Annotated in this window: 13 protein-coding genes; 9 read left to right on the plus strand and 4 right to left on the minus strand. The window is 69.9% G+C overall.

Annotated elements, in window-relative coordinates:
* Positions 1 to 2 precede the first annotated feature (2 nt).
* Together BLR90_RS03245 and kstD are read right to left on the minus strand one after the other, a co-directional pair.
* The gene (locus tag BLR90_RS03245) at positions 3 to 881 is read right to left on the minus strand and encodes a MaoC/PaaZ C-terminal domain-containing protein (protein ID WP_091022481.1); all 879 of its coding nucleotides are present in this window, start codon (positions 879 to 881) and stop codon (positions 3 to 5) included.
* Positions 881 to 2,572 carry a 3-oxosteroid 1-dehydrogenase gene (gene kstD, locus BLR90_RS03250; protein ID WP_091022483.1) on the minus strand — a complete coding sequence of 564 codons (1,692 nt, stop codon included), beginning with the start codon at positions 2,570 to 2,572 and terminating at the stop codon, positions 881 to 883. Before kstD ends, BLR90_RS03245 begins: the two co-directional genes overlap by 1 nt.
* A gap of 34 nt (positions 2,573 to 2,606) precedes the next feature.
* Between kstD and BLR90_RS03255 the strand changes: the two genes are divergently transcribed.
* The 3 genes from BLR90_RS03255 to dmpG are packed head-to-tail and all read left to right on the plus strand — an operon-like array spanning position 2,607 to position 5,452.
* Positions 2,607 to 3,416: a 2-keto-4-pentenoate hydratase gene (locus BLR90_RS03255; protein WP_091022485.1), complete on the plus strand. Its 810-nt coding sequence runs from the start codon at positions 2,607 to 2,609 to the stop codon at positions 3,414 to 3,416.
* Positions 3,417 to 3,421: 5 nt separating this feature from the next.
* Positions 3,422 to 4,327, plus strand: a complete 906-nt coding sequence (locus BLR90_RS03260) for an acetaldehyde dehydrogenase (acetylating) (RefSeq protein ID WP_091022487.1) — start codon at positions 3,422 to 3,424, stop codon at positions 4,325 to 4,327.
* A 48-nt stretch (positions 4,328 to 4,375) separates the two neighbouring features.
* Complete coding sequence (gene dmpG, locus BLR90_RS03265) at positions 4,376 to 5,452, plus strand: 4-hydroxy-2-oxovalerate aldolase (protein ID WP_091022489.1); 1,077 nt, start codon at positions 4,376 to 4,378, stop codon at positions 5,450 to 5,452.
* Between the two features lie 19 nt (positions 5,453 to 5,471).
* Here the strand turns inward: dmpG and BLR90_RS03270 are convergent, their stop codons facing one another.
* Positions 5,472 to 6,161 (minus strand): hypothetical protein, encoded by a 690-nt coding sequence (locus BLR90_RS03270; RefSeq protein ID WP_091022491.1) that lies wholly within the window; start codon positions 6,159 to 6,161, stop codon positions 5,472 to 5,474.
* Between the two features lie 150 nt (positions 6,162 to 6,311).
* Between BLR90_RS03270 and tdh the strand changes: the two genes are divergently transcribed.
* From tdh to BLR90_RS03290, 4 genes are all read left to right on the plus strand, one after another.
* Entirely contained in the window at positions 6,312 to 7,352 is a 1,041-nt protein-coding gene (gene tdh / locus BLR90_RS03275) for an L-threonine 3-dehydrogenase (RefSeq protein WP_091022493.1), read from the plus strand.
* A 1-nt stretch (position 7,353) separates the two neighbouring features.
* Positions 7,354 to 8,547: a glycine C-acetyltransferase gene (locus BLR90_RS03280; protein ID WP_091022495.1), complete on the plus strand. Its 1,194-nt coding sequence runs from the start codon at positions 7,354 to 7,356 to the stop codon at positions 8,545 to 8,547.
* 62 nt (positions 8,548 to 8,609) lie between these two features.
* The gene (gene ppk2 / locus BLR90_RS03285) at positions 8,610 to 9,503 is read left to right on the plus strand and encodes a polyphosphate kinase 2 (RefSeq protein ID WP_091023221.1); all 894 of its coding nucleotides are present in this window, start codon (positions 8,610 to 8,612) and stop codon (positions 9,501 to 9,503) included.
* Positions 9,504 to 9,552: 49 nt separating this feature from the next.
* Positions 9,553 to 10,506, plus strand: a complete 954-nt coding sequence (locus BLR90_RS03290) for an acyl-ACP desaturase (RefSeq protein ID WP_091022496.1) — start codon at positions 9,553 to 9,555, stop codon at positions 10,504 to 10,506.
* Between the two features lie 21 nt (positions 10,507 to 10,527).
* Here the strand turns inward: BLR90_RS03290 and BLR90_RS03295 are convergent, their stop codons facing one another.
* Positions 10,528 to 10,824, minus strand: a complete 297-nt coding sequence (locus BLR90_RS03295; protein WP_091022498.1) for a DUF4193 domain-containing protein — start codon at positions 10,822 to 10,824, stop codon at positions 10,528 to 10,530.
* A gap of 152 nt (positions 10,825 to 10,976) precedes the next feature.
* Between BLR90_RS03295 and BLR90_RS03300 the strand changes: the two genes are divergently transcribed.
* Together BLR90_RS03300 and BLR90_RS03305 are read left to right on the plus strand one after the other, a co-directional pair.
* Positions 10,977 to 11,660: a DUF6226 family protein gene (locus BLR90_RS03300; RefSeq protein ID WP_143016096.1), complete on the plus strand. Its 684-nt coding sequence runs from the start codon at positions 10,977 to 10,979 to the stop codon at positions 11,658 to 11,660.
* A gap of 355 nt (positions 11,661 to 12,015) precedes the next feature.
* On the plus strand, positions 12,016 to 13,236 hold the full coding sequence (locus BLR90_RS03305) for a globin domain-containing protein (RefSeq protein ID WP_091022502.1): 1,221 nt from the start codon (positions 12,016 to 12,018) through the stop codon (positions 13,234 to 13,236).
* Positions 13,237 to 13,238 lie beyond the last annotated feature (2 nt).

Genomic DNA, 13,238 nt, shown 5'->3' on the forward strand with positions numbered 1-13,238 from the left:
GCTCAGGCGAGCGTGAGCACCACGTCGGCGAGCACGGGGGAGCCGTCGCGGTCGCCGCCGGCGATGGCGGCGGACGCGACGATGCGGCCGTCGTCGCGCCAGCCCTGCACGCGGATCGTCTCGCCGGGGAACACCACGCCCGCGAAGCGGCCGCTGAAGCCTGCGACAGCAGAGGCGTCGCCGCCCAGCAGCGTGTCGGTGAGCTCGCGCAGCACGATCCCGTAGGAGCACAGGCCGTGCAGGATCGGCACCGGGAAGCCCGCGGTCGCCGCGAAGGCGGGGTCGGCGTGGAGCGGGTTGCGGTCGCCGCAGAGCCGGTAGAGCAGCGCCTGCTGCGGGGTCACGTCGTACGACGTGTCGGCGTCGGGCGCGCGGTCGGGGAGCTCGACCTTCTCGGAGCTGCCCCGGTCGCCGCCCCAGCCGCCCTCACCCTTGACGAACATCGACGAGCGGACGGTCCACAGCTCCTCGCCCGAGGGGGAGCGGGCGACACCCTCCTGCCAGATGACGGCGGCCTTGCCCTTGTCCCAGATCTCGCTGATCCGGGTGGAGAGGGTGGCGGTGCCGGAGGTGGGCAGCGGCGCGGAGACCGAGATCGACTGAGCACCGTGCACGACCTGCGCGAGGTTGAGCTCGCAGCCGGGCAGGTCGAGCGGCGGCGGGTCGGTGTCGTGGAACGTCGGCACGACGACCCCGAACGACGGCAGCACCTGCAGTCCGGGCCCGTCGAGGGTGTAGCGCAGGGCGTCGGGGGAGAGGTTGTCACCCGGACGGGACCCCGCGCCGACGCCCAGGTGGTAGAGCAGCACGTCGCTGGCCGACCACGAGAACTCACGCGTGCCGACGTCGGCACCGATGGCGACGGACGGGTCGATCGGCATCAGGCGGTCTCGTTCGCGCTGGCCCCGGCGATGTCCTCGGCGGCGAGGTAGCCGAACGCCATGGCCGGCCCGATCGTCGCTCCTGGGCCGGCGTAGGTGCGGCCCATGACCGCGGACGACACGTTGCCGGCGGCGTAGAGGCCGGCGATGACCGAGCCGTCGGCGCGCAGCACGCGGGCGTGCTCGTCGGTGACCAGTCCGCCCTTCGTGCCGAGGTCGCCCGGCACGATCTTCACCGCGTAGAACGGGCCCTGGTCGATGGTGTGGAGCGAGGGGTTCGGCTTGACCGTCGGGTCGGAGTAGTACTTGTCGTAGGCCGACTCGCCGCGGTGGAAGTCCTCGTCGGTGCCACTGCGGGCGAAGTCGTTGAAGCGCTCGACCGTCGCGGCCAGCCGCTCGGCCGGTACGTCGATCTCGGCGGCGAGCGCCTCGATCGTGTCGGCCTTGCGGATCACGCCGGTCTTGAACCAGCGCCCCGGGAACGGCTGGCGCGGCATCAGGCCGGCGAAGACGTAGCGGTTGCGGTAGCGCTGGTCGATGACCATCCAGGACGGGACGTGACCCACGCCGGTCGCCTCGCCGGCGTAGATCTCGTGCACCGCCTCGACGTACGGCAGCGCCTCGTTCATGTAGCGCTCGCCGGCCTGGTTGACGATCATCGAGCCGGGCAGGTTGCGCTCCGCCAGGCAGAACCACGGGCCGTTGGGCAGCGGGATCGTCGGGCCCCACCAGGCGTCGTCGAGCAGGTCGGTCTCGGCGCCCGCGGCGATGCCCGCGAGGATGCCGCCGCCGGTGTTGAACTCGGAGCCGGTCGTCCACTCCACCGAGGTCGGCTGTGGCTGGTACTTCTCGCGCATCTCGAGGTTGCGCTCGAAGCCTCCGCTGCCGAGGATCACGCCACGCCGGGCGCGTACGACGGACTCACGCCCGCCCTGCGTGACCCGGACGCCGACCACGCGGCCGTCCTCGATCACCAGCCCGGTCAGCTCGGTCTCGTAGTGGACGGGCACGCCCGCGTCGACCAGGCCCTTGCGCAGGCCGATCGCGATCGCGTTGCCCATCGCGTACATCTTGCGTCCGCGTAGGCCGGCGAGGATCCGGTTGAGCAGCACCTTGACCATGGTGATCGGGCCCTGCAGGGTCCGCAGGCCGAGGCTGATCTTCCGGAAGTCGGCCTGCGTAACGATCATGTTGGCCGGCGCCTTGGTGTACTGCGGGTGCAGGCGGTCCAGCTCGTCGCCGAGGAAGCGCGCGTCCAGCGGGATCGGCTCGCAGCTGCGGCCGGCGGGGCGGCCGCCGGGCGACTCGGGGTGGTAGTCGGCGTAGTCGGGCACCCATGTGAAGCGCAGCGGCGTGTGGTCGCGGATGAACTCCAGGACCTCCGGGCCGCGGTCGATGTAGGTGTCGCGGCGCACCTTGGGCACGACGTCGCCGACGATCGAGTCGAGGTAGCGCTTGGACTCCGCGGGCGCGTCGGCCTGGCCGGCCGCCTTGAGGGCGTAGTTGCCGGGCATCCAGACGCCGCCGCCGCTGCGGGCGGTCGAGCCGCCGAAGTAGGCGCTCTTCTCGATCAGGATGGTGTCGAGGCCGTTCTTCGCCGACGCCAGCGCGGCTGTCATCCCGGCGCCGCCGGCACCGACGACGACCACGTCCACGACGTCCGGAAGCGCGCCGGAGGAGGGGGTGCTCATGGCGCAAAACTGTAACAGGTTCTACTGTTGACCCGTGAGCAACCAGGACGCCATCGACGCCGCCGTCGGACGACTCTCGCAGGCGTTGGCGACCCGGGTCCCGTGTGCGCCCGTGCGCGACCTGATCGGCGACGACCTCCCGGCGGCGTACGCCGTGCAGCAGGGGCTGGTCCAGGCACGCCTTGCCGGGGGAGCGACGGTCGTGGGCCGCAAGATCGGGGCCACCTCGGAGGCCGTGCAGCGGCAGCTCGGCGTCGACCAGCCCGACTTCGGCTACCTGCTCAGCGACATGGACGTGAGCCACGGCGCCGCCGAGGGCGGGCCCCCGATCTCGATGCGGACGCTGCTCCAGCCCCGGGTCGAGGGTGAGGTCGCGTTCGTGCTCGCCCGCGACATCGACCCGGAGGACGAGGCCGAGATCACGATCGAGCTGGTGCGCGACGCGGTCGAGGTGGCGCTGCCGGCCCTCGAGATCGTCGACTCGCGGATCGCCGACTGGGCCATCGGGTTCACCGACACGGTCGCCGACAACGCGTCGAGCGGGCTCTTCGTGGTCGGCACCGAGGGACTCCCGCTCAGTGGGATCGAGCCCCGTGACGTCGCCATGTCCCTCACCATCAACGGCGAGGAGCGCTCGGCGGGCAACGGCGCGGCCTGCCTCGGCGACCCGCTCGAGGCGCTGCGCTGGCTGGCCGTGCAGGCCCACCGGTTCGGCGACCCGCTGCGAGCCGGCCACCTCATCCTGTCCGGGGCCCTGGGCCCGTTCGTGCCGTTCGCCCCGGGTGACCGGGTCGTGGCCACCATCAGCGGCTTCGCGCCGCTCAGCGTCACTTTCGAGGAGTGAGCACCATGAGCAAGTTGACCGCAGCCATCGTCGGGCCCGGCAACATCGGCACCGACCTGATGTACAAGCTGCTGCGCAGCGACGTGGTCGAGCCGCGCTGGATGATCGGCGTCGACCCGGCGTCCGAGGGCCTCCGCCTCGCCGCCGACAAGGGGCTCGAGTCGAGCCACGAGGGCGTCGACTGGTTGCTCAAGCAGGACGTGCTGCCCGACCTGATCTTCGAGGCCACCTCGGCCTACGTGCACCGTGAGTACGCCCCTCGCTACGAGGAGGCCGGCATTGTCGCGGTCGACCTCACGCCCGCCGCGGTCGGACCCGCCGTGATCCCGCCGGTCAACGGCGAGGAGCACGTGGCGAAGATGAACGTCAACATGATCACCTGCGGTGGTCAGGCGACGATCCCGATGGTGGCCGCCGTCTCGCGCGCCGCCACGGTGTCGTACGCCGAGATCGTCGCCTCGGTGTCCTCGATGTCGGCCGGCCCGGGCACGCGCGCCAACATCGACGAGTTCACCCGCACCACCGCGGCGGGGGTGGAGACGATCGGTGGCGCCGCCCGTGGCAAGGCGATCATCATCCTCAACCCGGCCGAGCCGCCGATGATCATGCGCGACACGATCTACTGCGCGGTCGCCCCGGATGCCGACCGGGACGCGATCATCGCCAGCATCTTCGCGATGGAGAAGGCGGTCCAGGAGTACGTCCCGGGCTACCGGCTCCTCCAGGAGCCCCAGATCGACGAGCCGTCAGCGGCCACCCAGGGCCAGACCAAGGTGTCGATCTTCGTCGAGGTGGAGGGCGCGGGCGACTTCCTGCCGCCGTACGCCGGCAACCTCGACATCATGACCGCCGCCGCCGCGCGGGTCGGCGACAACATCGCCCGTTCGATCCTCGCAACCAACGGTGGTTGAGGTGCGAGCGAAGCGAGCCTCGAAACCACCCCTCCGGAAGGCACTCCGATGAACGACCGCGACACCCTGACCCGTACCTGGTCTGACGACCTGGACCTGCGCCTCACCGACACCTGCCTGCGCGACGGGTCGCACCACAAGCGGCACCAGTTCACCGCGCAGGAGGTCCACGACATCGTCGAGGCGCTGGACGACTCCGGCGTACCCGTCATCGAGGTCACCCACGGCGACGGCCTCGGCGGCTCGTCGTTCAACTACGGCTTCTCCCGCACTCCGGAGCAGGAGCTGATCAAGATCGCGGCGGAGACCGCCAAGCGAGCCAAGATCGCGTTCCTGATGCTGCCCGGTGTGGGCACCAAGGACGACATCCGCGCCGCGCAGGACAACGGCGGCCAGATCTGTCGGATCGCGACGCACTGCACCGAGGCCGACACCTCGATCCAGCACTTCGGGCTGGCCCGCGAGCTCGGCCTCGAGACCGTCGGCTTCCTGATGATGAGCCACACGCAGCCGCCCGAGGTGCTCGCCAAGCAGGCCCGGATCATGGTCGACGCCGGCAACCAGTGCGTCTACGTCGTCGACTCCGCCGGTGCGCTCGTCATGGAGCAGACCGCCGACCGGGTCGCGGCCGTCGTCGCCGAGATCGGCCACGAGGCCACCGTCGGCTTCCACGGCCACGAGAACCTCGGCCTCGGCGTCGCCAACACCGTCATCGCCGCCCGCGCGGGCGCCACCCAGATCGACGGCTCCGTACGCCGTTTCGGTGCCGGTGCGGGCAACACGCCGCTCGAGGCGTTCGTCGGCGTGTGCGACAAGCTCGGCTGGAAGACCGGCATCGACTTCCTCACCATCGTCGACGCGTCCGAGGACGTCATCAAGCCGGCCATGCCCGAGGAGTGCCAGCTCGACCGGATGACGCTGATGATGGGCTACGCCGGCGTCTACTCCTCGTTCCTCAAGCACGCCGGCAACGCCGCGGAGCGCTACGGCGTCTCCGGCGCCAAGATCCTGCTCGAGGCCGGCCGCCGCAAGCTGATCGGCGGCCAGGAGGACCAGCTCATCGACATCGCCCTGATGCTCAAGGCCGAGCAGGACAAGGTCCGAGCGGACGCCGGCCAGGCGTAGCCGGCCGGCGTCCTCCTCGTCAGGCGCGGGGCTGACGAGGCCCGAGCCTCAGGTGCTCACCGACCTGACCACGGGTGCGTGAGTCGTCGGCCCAGGACCTCTCCAGGAAGCGCGGGGATGTCACGACGCCCAGTCCGACCCGAACCCATCCTGGGTCGCCGAGGCACGAGCTGGGGATCGAGGCATCGACCCGGTTGACCGACCGGTTGAGGGACCAGGTCGCCCCCGGGCACGTCACGTCCTGCCCGGAGCCGGAGCGCCTGAGGCTGATGCGCGAGTCGATCGGCTTGGTGGAGAAGTCCACGACGAGCTCGTACGGCTTGCCCTGAGGGGTCAGGATCTCAGCGACCATCAGGCGGTAGCCCGAGCGACTGAGCTCCCGGACGCGCGACTGAACGACGAGCCGATGGGGCCGATGGTCGACGACCGTCCTGACGATGTCGGTGGCGCGGTCACGTGGGGCCGGCCTGCTCGTCTCGGACGGGAACTCGAACCGGAGGACGTCGCGACGAGCGTCGCGGTGCACGACGCGGTGCCCGTCGGCAGCTGCGCGCTGGTGGCTCGATGTCGTCGACAGGGACGCCGCAGCGTTCGCCGACGTCATGAGGGCCGGGGCAGCGGCGGCGCCGGCAACGAGGAGGGCGGAGGTCGCCACCATGCTGAGCGCGAAGCGGGGACGGGGCCGGTTGTCGTTCTGGGTGGTTGTCATGAGCCCCACGTTGCTCCTGCATGGGTGCCACGGGAAGCGCCCGGGTACTCAGCAGGTCGCGCGCGGCTCCGGTCGGTGGCGGTCACGTGAACACGTGGTCGGCGGTGTCGACCTCGCGGGTCCACGGGGCCCTGGGTGCAGGATGGGGGCGTGCGCGCCCTCGTGAAGACGACCAACGGACCCGGCCTCGAGCTGATCGACGTACCCGAACCGGTCTGTGGCGACCGGGACGTGAAGATCCGGGTGCTGAGAGCGGGCCTGTGCGGCACCGACCTGCACCTGCTGGCCTGGGACGACTGGGCGGCGGCGATGGTGACGGCGCCCATGACGATCGGCCACGAGTTCTTCGGCGAGGTCGTCGAGGTCGGCGCCGACGTCGACCACGTCGAGGTGGGTGACCGGGTCTCGGGCGAGGGCCACATCGTCTGCGGTGCCTGCCGCAACTGCCGCGCCGGGCGGCGCCAGCTCTGCATCCACACGATCGGGGTCGGGGTGAACCGCGACGGCGCGTTCGCCGACTACGTCGTCATCCCGGCGACCAACGCCTGGGTCCAGCCGGCCGACCTCGACCCGGACCTCGGTGCGCTGTTCGACCCGCTGGGCAACGCCACCCACACCGCCCTGCAGTGGCCGGTGGTGGGGGAGGACGTCGTGATCACCGGAGCGGGCCCGATCGGCATCATGGCGACCGCGATCGTGCGCCACGCCGGCGCCCGGCGGATCGCGGTCACGGACCTCCGGCCGGAGCGGCTCGAGCTGGCCTCCCGCGCCGGAGCCGACCTCACCGTCGACCTCTCCCAGGGTCAGGACCTGGCCTGGGCGCAGGAGAAGCTCGGGATGCTCGAGGGCTTCGACATCGGGCTGGAGATGTCCGGAGCGCCCGCCGCGGTGCGCGACATGCTCGAGAACCTCAACCACGGTGCCCGGGTCGCGATGCTCGGCCTTCCGCAGACGTCGTACGAGATCGACTGGGGGAAGGTGATCACGCACATGATCACGCTGCGGGGGATCTACGGCCGCGAGATGTTCGAGACGTGGTACCTCATGGGCTCGATGCTGGCGTCGAGCCCGTCGCTCACCGACGCCGTACAGTCCGTGATCACCTGGCGTGGTCCCGCGGAGGACTGGGAAGAGGCCTTCGCGCACACCCGGTCCGGCACCGGCGGCAAGGCCGTCCTGGATTGGAGCTGAGATGTACGGCGACGTCAGGCAGCAGCTGACCGACACCCTCGCGGAGATCGAGAGCGCGGGGCTCTACAAGCGCGAGCGGGAGATCACGACCCCGCAGGCCGCGCACATCTCCACCACCGCCGGCGACGCGCTGAACTTCTGCGCCAACAACTACCTCGGGTTCTCCGACCACCCCGACGTCATCGCGGCCAGCAAGGACGCGCTCGACACCTGGGGCTTCGGGATGAGTTCGGTGCGGTTCATCTGCGGCACCCAGACCCAGCACACCGAGCTGGAGCGACGCCTGTCTGAGTTCCTGCGGATGGAGGCGACCATCCTCTACAGCTCGTGCTTCGACGCCAACGGGGGCGTCTTCGAGGTGCTCTGCGGCGAGGAGGACGCGATCGTCTCCGACGAGCTCAACCACGCCTCGATCATCGACGGCATCCGGCTCAGCAAGGCCGCCCGCTACCGCTACCAGAACGCCGACATGGACGACCTGCGCACCCAGCTGGTGGCCGCGCGTGAGGCCGGCGCGCGACGGGTGCTGATCGCGACCGACGGCGTGTTCTCGATGGACGGCAGCTTCGCCCCGCTTCCGGAGATCTGCGACCTCGCCGACGAGTTCTCGGCGCTGGTGCTGGTCGACGACTCCCACGCGGTGGGGTGCGTCGGACCCGGAGGACGGGGTACGCCGGAGCTCTTTGGGGTCATGGACCGCGTCGACGTGATCACCGGGACCCTGGGCAAGGCGCTCGGGGGAGCCTCTGGCGGTTACGTCACCTCGCACCAGGAGGTCGTCGACCTGCTGCGGCAGCGGTCGCGTCCCTACCTGTTCTCCAACTCGGTCGCACCGGCTGTCGTGGCCGGCTCGCTCAAGGCACTGGAGCTGGTGACCTCCTCCAGCGAGGCGCGCGACACCCTGGCGGCCAACAGTGCGCTGTTCCGGTCGCTGATGACCGAGGCCGGCTTCTCGCTGCTGCCCGGGGCGCACCCGATCACGCCGGTGATGTTCCCCGGCGACGACGGTGCCCGGCTCGCCACCGCGACCGCCGACCACATGCTCGGCCAGGGCGTCTACGTCATCGCCTTCTCGTTCCCGGTCGTGCCACGAGGCAAGGCGCGGATCCGCGTCCAGCTCTCGGCGGCGCACTCGGAGGCCGACGTACGGCGCTGTGTGGAGGCGTTCGTGGCGGCCCGGGAGTCACTGGTGTGACGTTCATCCGGTGATCCGGAGAACGTGGCCGGGACTCCGCCGGAGTGCGCGACAGTGTCTTCATGCAGCAGCTGAGTCTCCGGCAGTACATCGACTCCCTGGGGCGGGAGGGCTACACCGTGCGCGACGACCACGGTGAGGACCCCATCCTGATCCGGCCCGACGGTAGTGCGGTCGAGACGTGGCGGGACAACTACCCCTACGACAAGCTGATGAGCCGCAACGACTACGAGGTGGAGAAGTACCTCCTCCAGATCGAGCTCCTGAAGTTCCAGTACTGGGTCCAGGACACCGGCAGGAAGCACGTGATCGTCTTCGAAGGCCGCGACGCGGCGGGGAAGGGCGGGACGATCAAGAGGTTCATGGAGCACCTGAACCCCCGCTCCGCCAGGGTGGTCGCCCTGACCAAGCCCACCTCGACCGAGCTGGGGCAGTGGTACTTCCAGCGGTACGTCTCGCACCTGCCGACCTTCGGCGACATCGTCCTGTTCGACCGATCCTGGTACAACCGGGCAGGGGTGGAGCGGGTGATGGGCTTCTGTGACGAGGCGGAGTACCGGACGTTCATGGGGCAGGCGCCGGTGTTCGAGCAGATGCTTCTCGAGGCGGGCGTCCACGTGACGAAGCTGTGGTTCTCGGTGACCCAGCAGGAGCAGCGGACCCGCTTCGCGGTCCGCCAGCTCGACCCGGTCCGGCGCTGGAAGCTCTCCCCGATGGACCTCGAGAGCCTCGACAAGTGGGAGGCCTACACGGAGGCCAAGGAGGAGATGTTCCTGCGCACGGACACCGACCACGCGCCCTGGTACACGGTCAAGAGCAACGACAAGAAGCGCGCCCGGATCGAGGCGCTGCGGCTGTTCCTCAGCCTCGTCGACTACGACGGGAAGGACGAGCAGGTCGTGCTCCAACCCGACGCGAAGCTGGTCAGGAGGGGCCGCGAAGCGGTCGGTGACTGAGCGCGGGCTGTCGGCGTACGCTCACTGACAGCCGGACGAGGGAGTCCCCGTGAGTACTACTGATCATCTGCTCGAGGCGCTGGAGCCCGTCGTCGCGGAGAACCTCGACCGCCACCTCGGGCTGGCGCAGGAGTGGCACCCCCACGACTACGTCCCGTGGAGCGAGGGCCGCGACTTCGCGTCGATGGGCGGTGAGGACTGGTCTCCCGAGCAGTCACGGCTGTCCGAGACCGCCAAGGCGGCGATGATCACCAACCTGCTGACCGAGGACAACCTGCCGTCGTACCACCGGGAGATCGCCACGCGGTTCGGCCGCGACGGCGCGTGGGGCACCTGGGTCGGGCGCTGGACCGCGGAGGAGAACCGCCACGGCATCGCCATGCGCGACTACCTGGTCGTGACCCGCGGGGTCGACCCCGTCGAGCTCGAGCGCGCCCGCATGGACTACATGACGTCCGGCTACGACTCCGGCGACAAGACCGCGCTGGAGGCGGTGACCTACGTGTCCTTCCAGGAGCTCGCCACCCGCGTCTCGCACCGCAACACCGGCAAGGTCACCCACGACCCCGTCGCCGACCGGATGCTCGCCCGGATCTCCAAGGACGAGAACCTGCACATGGTCTTCTACCGCAACATCGTCTCTGCCGCGCTGGAGATCGCGCCCGACGAGACCATGCGCGCCATCGCCGACGAGGTCGTCGGTTTCGAGATGCCGGGCGCCACGATGGCCGGCTTCCGTCGCAACTCGATGATCATCGCCAAGGCCGGCATCTACGACCTGAGGCTGCACCACGACGACGTGATCATGCCGATCCTGCGGCACTGGAACGCCTTCGAGCGCACGGACCTCGGCGCGGTCGGCGAGCAGGCCCGCGACGAGCTCGCGACCTTCCTGGAGGGCCTGGACAGCCAGGCGTCCCGCTTCGTCGAGCGTCGCGCGGAGCAGCGTGCCCGCACTGCCGCGCGGTCCGAGACGGGCGAGACGCCCGACATCGCGTCCTGAGCCGGCGGGTGCCGTCGATCGTCAGGCGCAGTCGTTGCAGAGCGTCGCGGCCGGTGAGGACCGCCGAGACGTGTGCTGCACGAGGAAGCACGCGGTGCAGACGAACTCGTCGGCCTGCTCGGGGGTGACCTCGATGGAGAGGGTCTCGCTGGAGAGATCCGCGCCGGGAAGCTCGTACGACTCGGCGAGCGCGGTCTCGTCCACGTCCACCTGCCCCGATGTCTTGTCCTGCTCGCCGGAGGTGAGGCGTCGGGCCTCCAGGCTCTCTTCCTTCTGTTCGTCCTCTGACTTGCGGGATGCGTCGTAGTCGGTGGCCATGGGGTCCTCTCGCGGCAGAGCGCGAATGGTAGCCCTGGACGCAGTGGCGGCTATCAATCAGGGTGTCGCCCGGGGAGCGGGTGTGTCCGGCTCGCGCGACGTGGAGGGCAAACCCGGTTGCCTCACCGGGGCTGCCAGCCCATGCTGCGCTGGTGAGCTCATCGACTCCTCCAGCGTCGCCGGCGTGGGCCAACGACCTGGTGGCCCAGGTGAACCGCGTCTTCTCCCGCACCGGCGCCGACACCCCTGGCCGGCCCGATCCGCACCAGGGACGTCCGCCGGCTGAGGAGGAGTACTCCCGCTGCCTGGAAGCGGGCAAGTACCGCATCCTCGACACCCGGATCGAGGCGTGGGTGCAGACTCTTGCCGATCGCGGCATCGCCATCTCACGTGATGCTCCACTGAGCGGGCCGCGGTGGCTGGGGGCCGTTCGTCCGCCCGAGCAACACCATCGGATCCAACGGATCGACCCGACCGCGCCCGGTGGTCTCGCACTCTGGTTCGCCCGGACGCTCGTCGACGGTGCCCAGTTCGGCGTCGACGTCGGCGTGGGGACGCCGACAGGCCGCTCCGAGCCGCCGGTCCTCGTCGACGTGGTCCCACCGTGTGGTTGCGATGCCTGCGACGACGGCTCTGAGGCGTTGCTCGAGGCTGTCGATGACTGGTTCGTCACCGTGGCGCGGGGCGGGGTCGTCCACGCCCGCGACGGCGAGCGACGCATCACTCGCACGATCAACGGTTGGCAGGGCACGGGCGACGCCGACGAGGCTTGGCTGGATCAGTCCGCGTCCCCTCCGCCGGGTCTGCGGCAGTGGTCGGGCGAGCCCTGGCTGTGACGGCCGGCTCGCCGCCGTTCTCGCATGCGTGCTCGCCCTTGCGGTCGGCGGAAGGGGTTCGCACGACCCATTGGCCCTGACTGGGTGATGCTCGCCATCCCCAGGACTTACGCGTCAGCAGCCGGACTGGGCCACGGCTGGCTGGCAGCGGGGTAGCTCCAGGTCCGCGTCCGGATCGCGGCGGAATGACGCGCTCATTCGCTCGGCGTGGAGCTGCTCAGCGCAGGACGTATCAGCCTGTTAGGGACCTTTGGCACTGCCCTTGCCAGACGGCCGGTGTTCCAGTGGGGCGACGTGACGCCGTCCCTTTGAGATCGCGCACCCGTTCACGCTTCCCCACAACCCACGGAGTCCCATGCTGTCCACCAAGTCCGCCCAGGTCGTCGAGGCCACGCTGCCCGTCATCGGTGCCGCCATCGGCGACATCACCCCGGTGTTCTACAAGCGGATGTTCGCTGCCCATCCTGAGCTCGAGCGCGACCTGTTCAATCGGGGCAACCAGGCCCAAGGTGACCAACAGAGCGCGCTCGCGGGCGCGATCGCCGCCTACGCGACTCTCCTGGTGGCCGATGACGGATGCGACCCGCTCGAAGTGCTGGGGCGCATCGCGCACAAACACGCCTCCCTCGGCATCACCGAGGACCAGTACCCGATCGTTCACGAGCACCTCTTCGCCGCCATCGTGGAGGTGCTCGGCGACGCAGTCACCCCTGAGGTCGCCTCCGCCTGGGACGAGGTCTACTGGCACATGGCCGGCGCATTGGTCACGATCGAGAAGCGGTTGTACGCCGAGACGGGCGTGGCAGACGGTGCCGTCTGGCGCACGTTGGTTCTACGCAGCCGTCTTCAGGAGTCACCCGACACCGTGTCCTTCGTCTTCGGCACGGCCGACGGCAGCCCGCTGCCGGAGTCCCGTCCGGGCCAGTACGTCTCTGTGCAGGTGACGCTGCCCGACGGCGCCCGTCAGATTCGGCAGTACAGCCTCACCCACGCTCCGGAGGTGAGCGAATGGGGGATCTCGGTCAAGGCACTCCCGATACGGCGCGGCGACGATGCAACCACCGTGCCGGCTGGTGAGGTGTCCAACTTTCTGCACCAGGAGCTCTTCGAGGGCGACGAGATCTCGGTGTCGGCGCCCTTCGGCGACCTGGTCCTGCAGCACTCCGAGGACCCGCTGGTGCTGATCTCCGCCGGCATCGGTATCACCCCGATCATCGGCATCCTGCACTACCTGGCCGGCACCGGTTCGAAGCGCCAGGTGCTGGTCCTGCATGCCGACCGTTCGCCGGCCCGGCACGCGCACCGCCAGGAGCTGAAGGAACTCGTGGCTGCGTTGCCCTCCGCCACACTGCACCGCTGGTACGAGGACCTCGGCGTACGGCCGACCCGAGACGCCCTCAGCGCCGGTCGGGTCGACCTCGGGCTGGTGGAGATCCCAGCAGACGCGCAGGTCTATCTGTGCGGTCCACTGCCTTTCATGGAGTCCGTACGCCGCACTCTGATCGAGCGGCACATTGCCGAAGCCGACATCCACTACGAGGTCTTCGGACCGGACAAGTGGCTGGCCTCGGCCTGAAT

It is taken from the genome of Nocardioides szechwanensis (assembly GCF_900103935.1).
In the GTDB taxonomy this organism is placed as follows: Bacteria; Actinomycetota; Actinomycetes; order Propionibacteriales; family Nocardioidaceae; genus Nocardioides; species Nocardioides szechwanensis.

Excerpts from the sequence above, each read along its gene's own strand:
- BLR90_RS03245 (WP_091022481.1), bottom strand. The coding sequence starts at position 881 with ATGCCGATCGACCCGTCCGTCGCCATCGGTGCCGACGTCGGCACGCGT.
- kstD (WP_091022483.1), bottom strand. The coding sequence starts at position 2,572 with ATGAGCACCCCCTCCTCCGGCGCGCTTCCGGACGTCGTGGACGTGGTC.
- BLR90_RS03260 (WP_091022487.1), top strand. The coding sequence starts at position 3,422 with ATGAGCAAGTTGACCGCAGCCATCGTCGGGCCCGGCAACATCGGCACC.
- dmpG (WP_091022489.1), top strand. The coding sequence starts at position 4,376 with ATGAACGACCGCGACACCCTGACCCGTACCTGGTCTGACGACCTGGAC.
- BLR90_RS03270 (WP_091022491.1), bottom strand. The coding sequence starts at position 6,161 with ATGACAACCACCCAGAACGACAACCGGCCCCGTCCCCGCTTCGCGCTC.
- BLR90_RS03280 (WP_091022495.1), top strand. The coding sequence starts at position 7,354 with ATGTACGGCGACGTCAGGCAGCAGCTGACCGACACCCTCGCGGAGATC.
- ppk2 (WP_091023221.1), top strand. The coding sequence starts at position 8,610 with ATGCAGCAGCTGAGTCTCCGGCAGTACATCGACTCCCTGGGGCGGGAG.
- BLR90_RS03295 (WP_091022498.1), bottom strand. The coding sequence starts at position 10,824 with ATGGCCACCGACTACGACGCATCCCGCAAGTCAGAGGACGAACAGAAG.
- BLR90_RS03305 (WP_091022502.1), top strand. The coding sequence starts at position 12,016 with ATGCTGTCCACCAAGTCCGCCCAGGTCGTCGAGGCCACGCTGCCCGTC.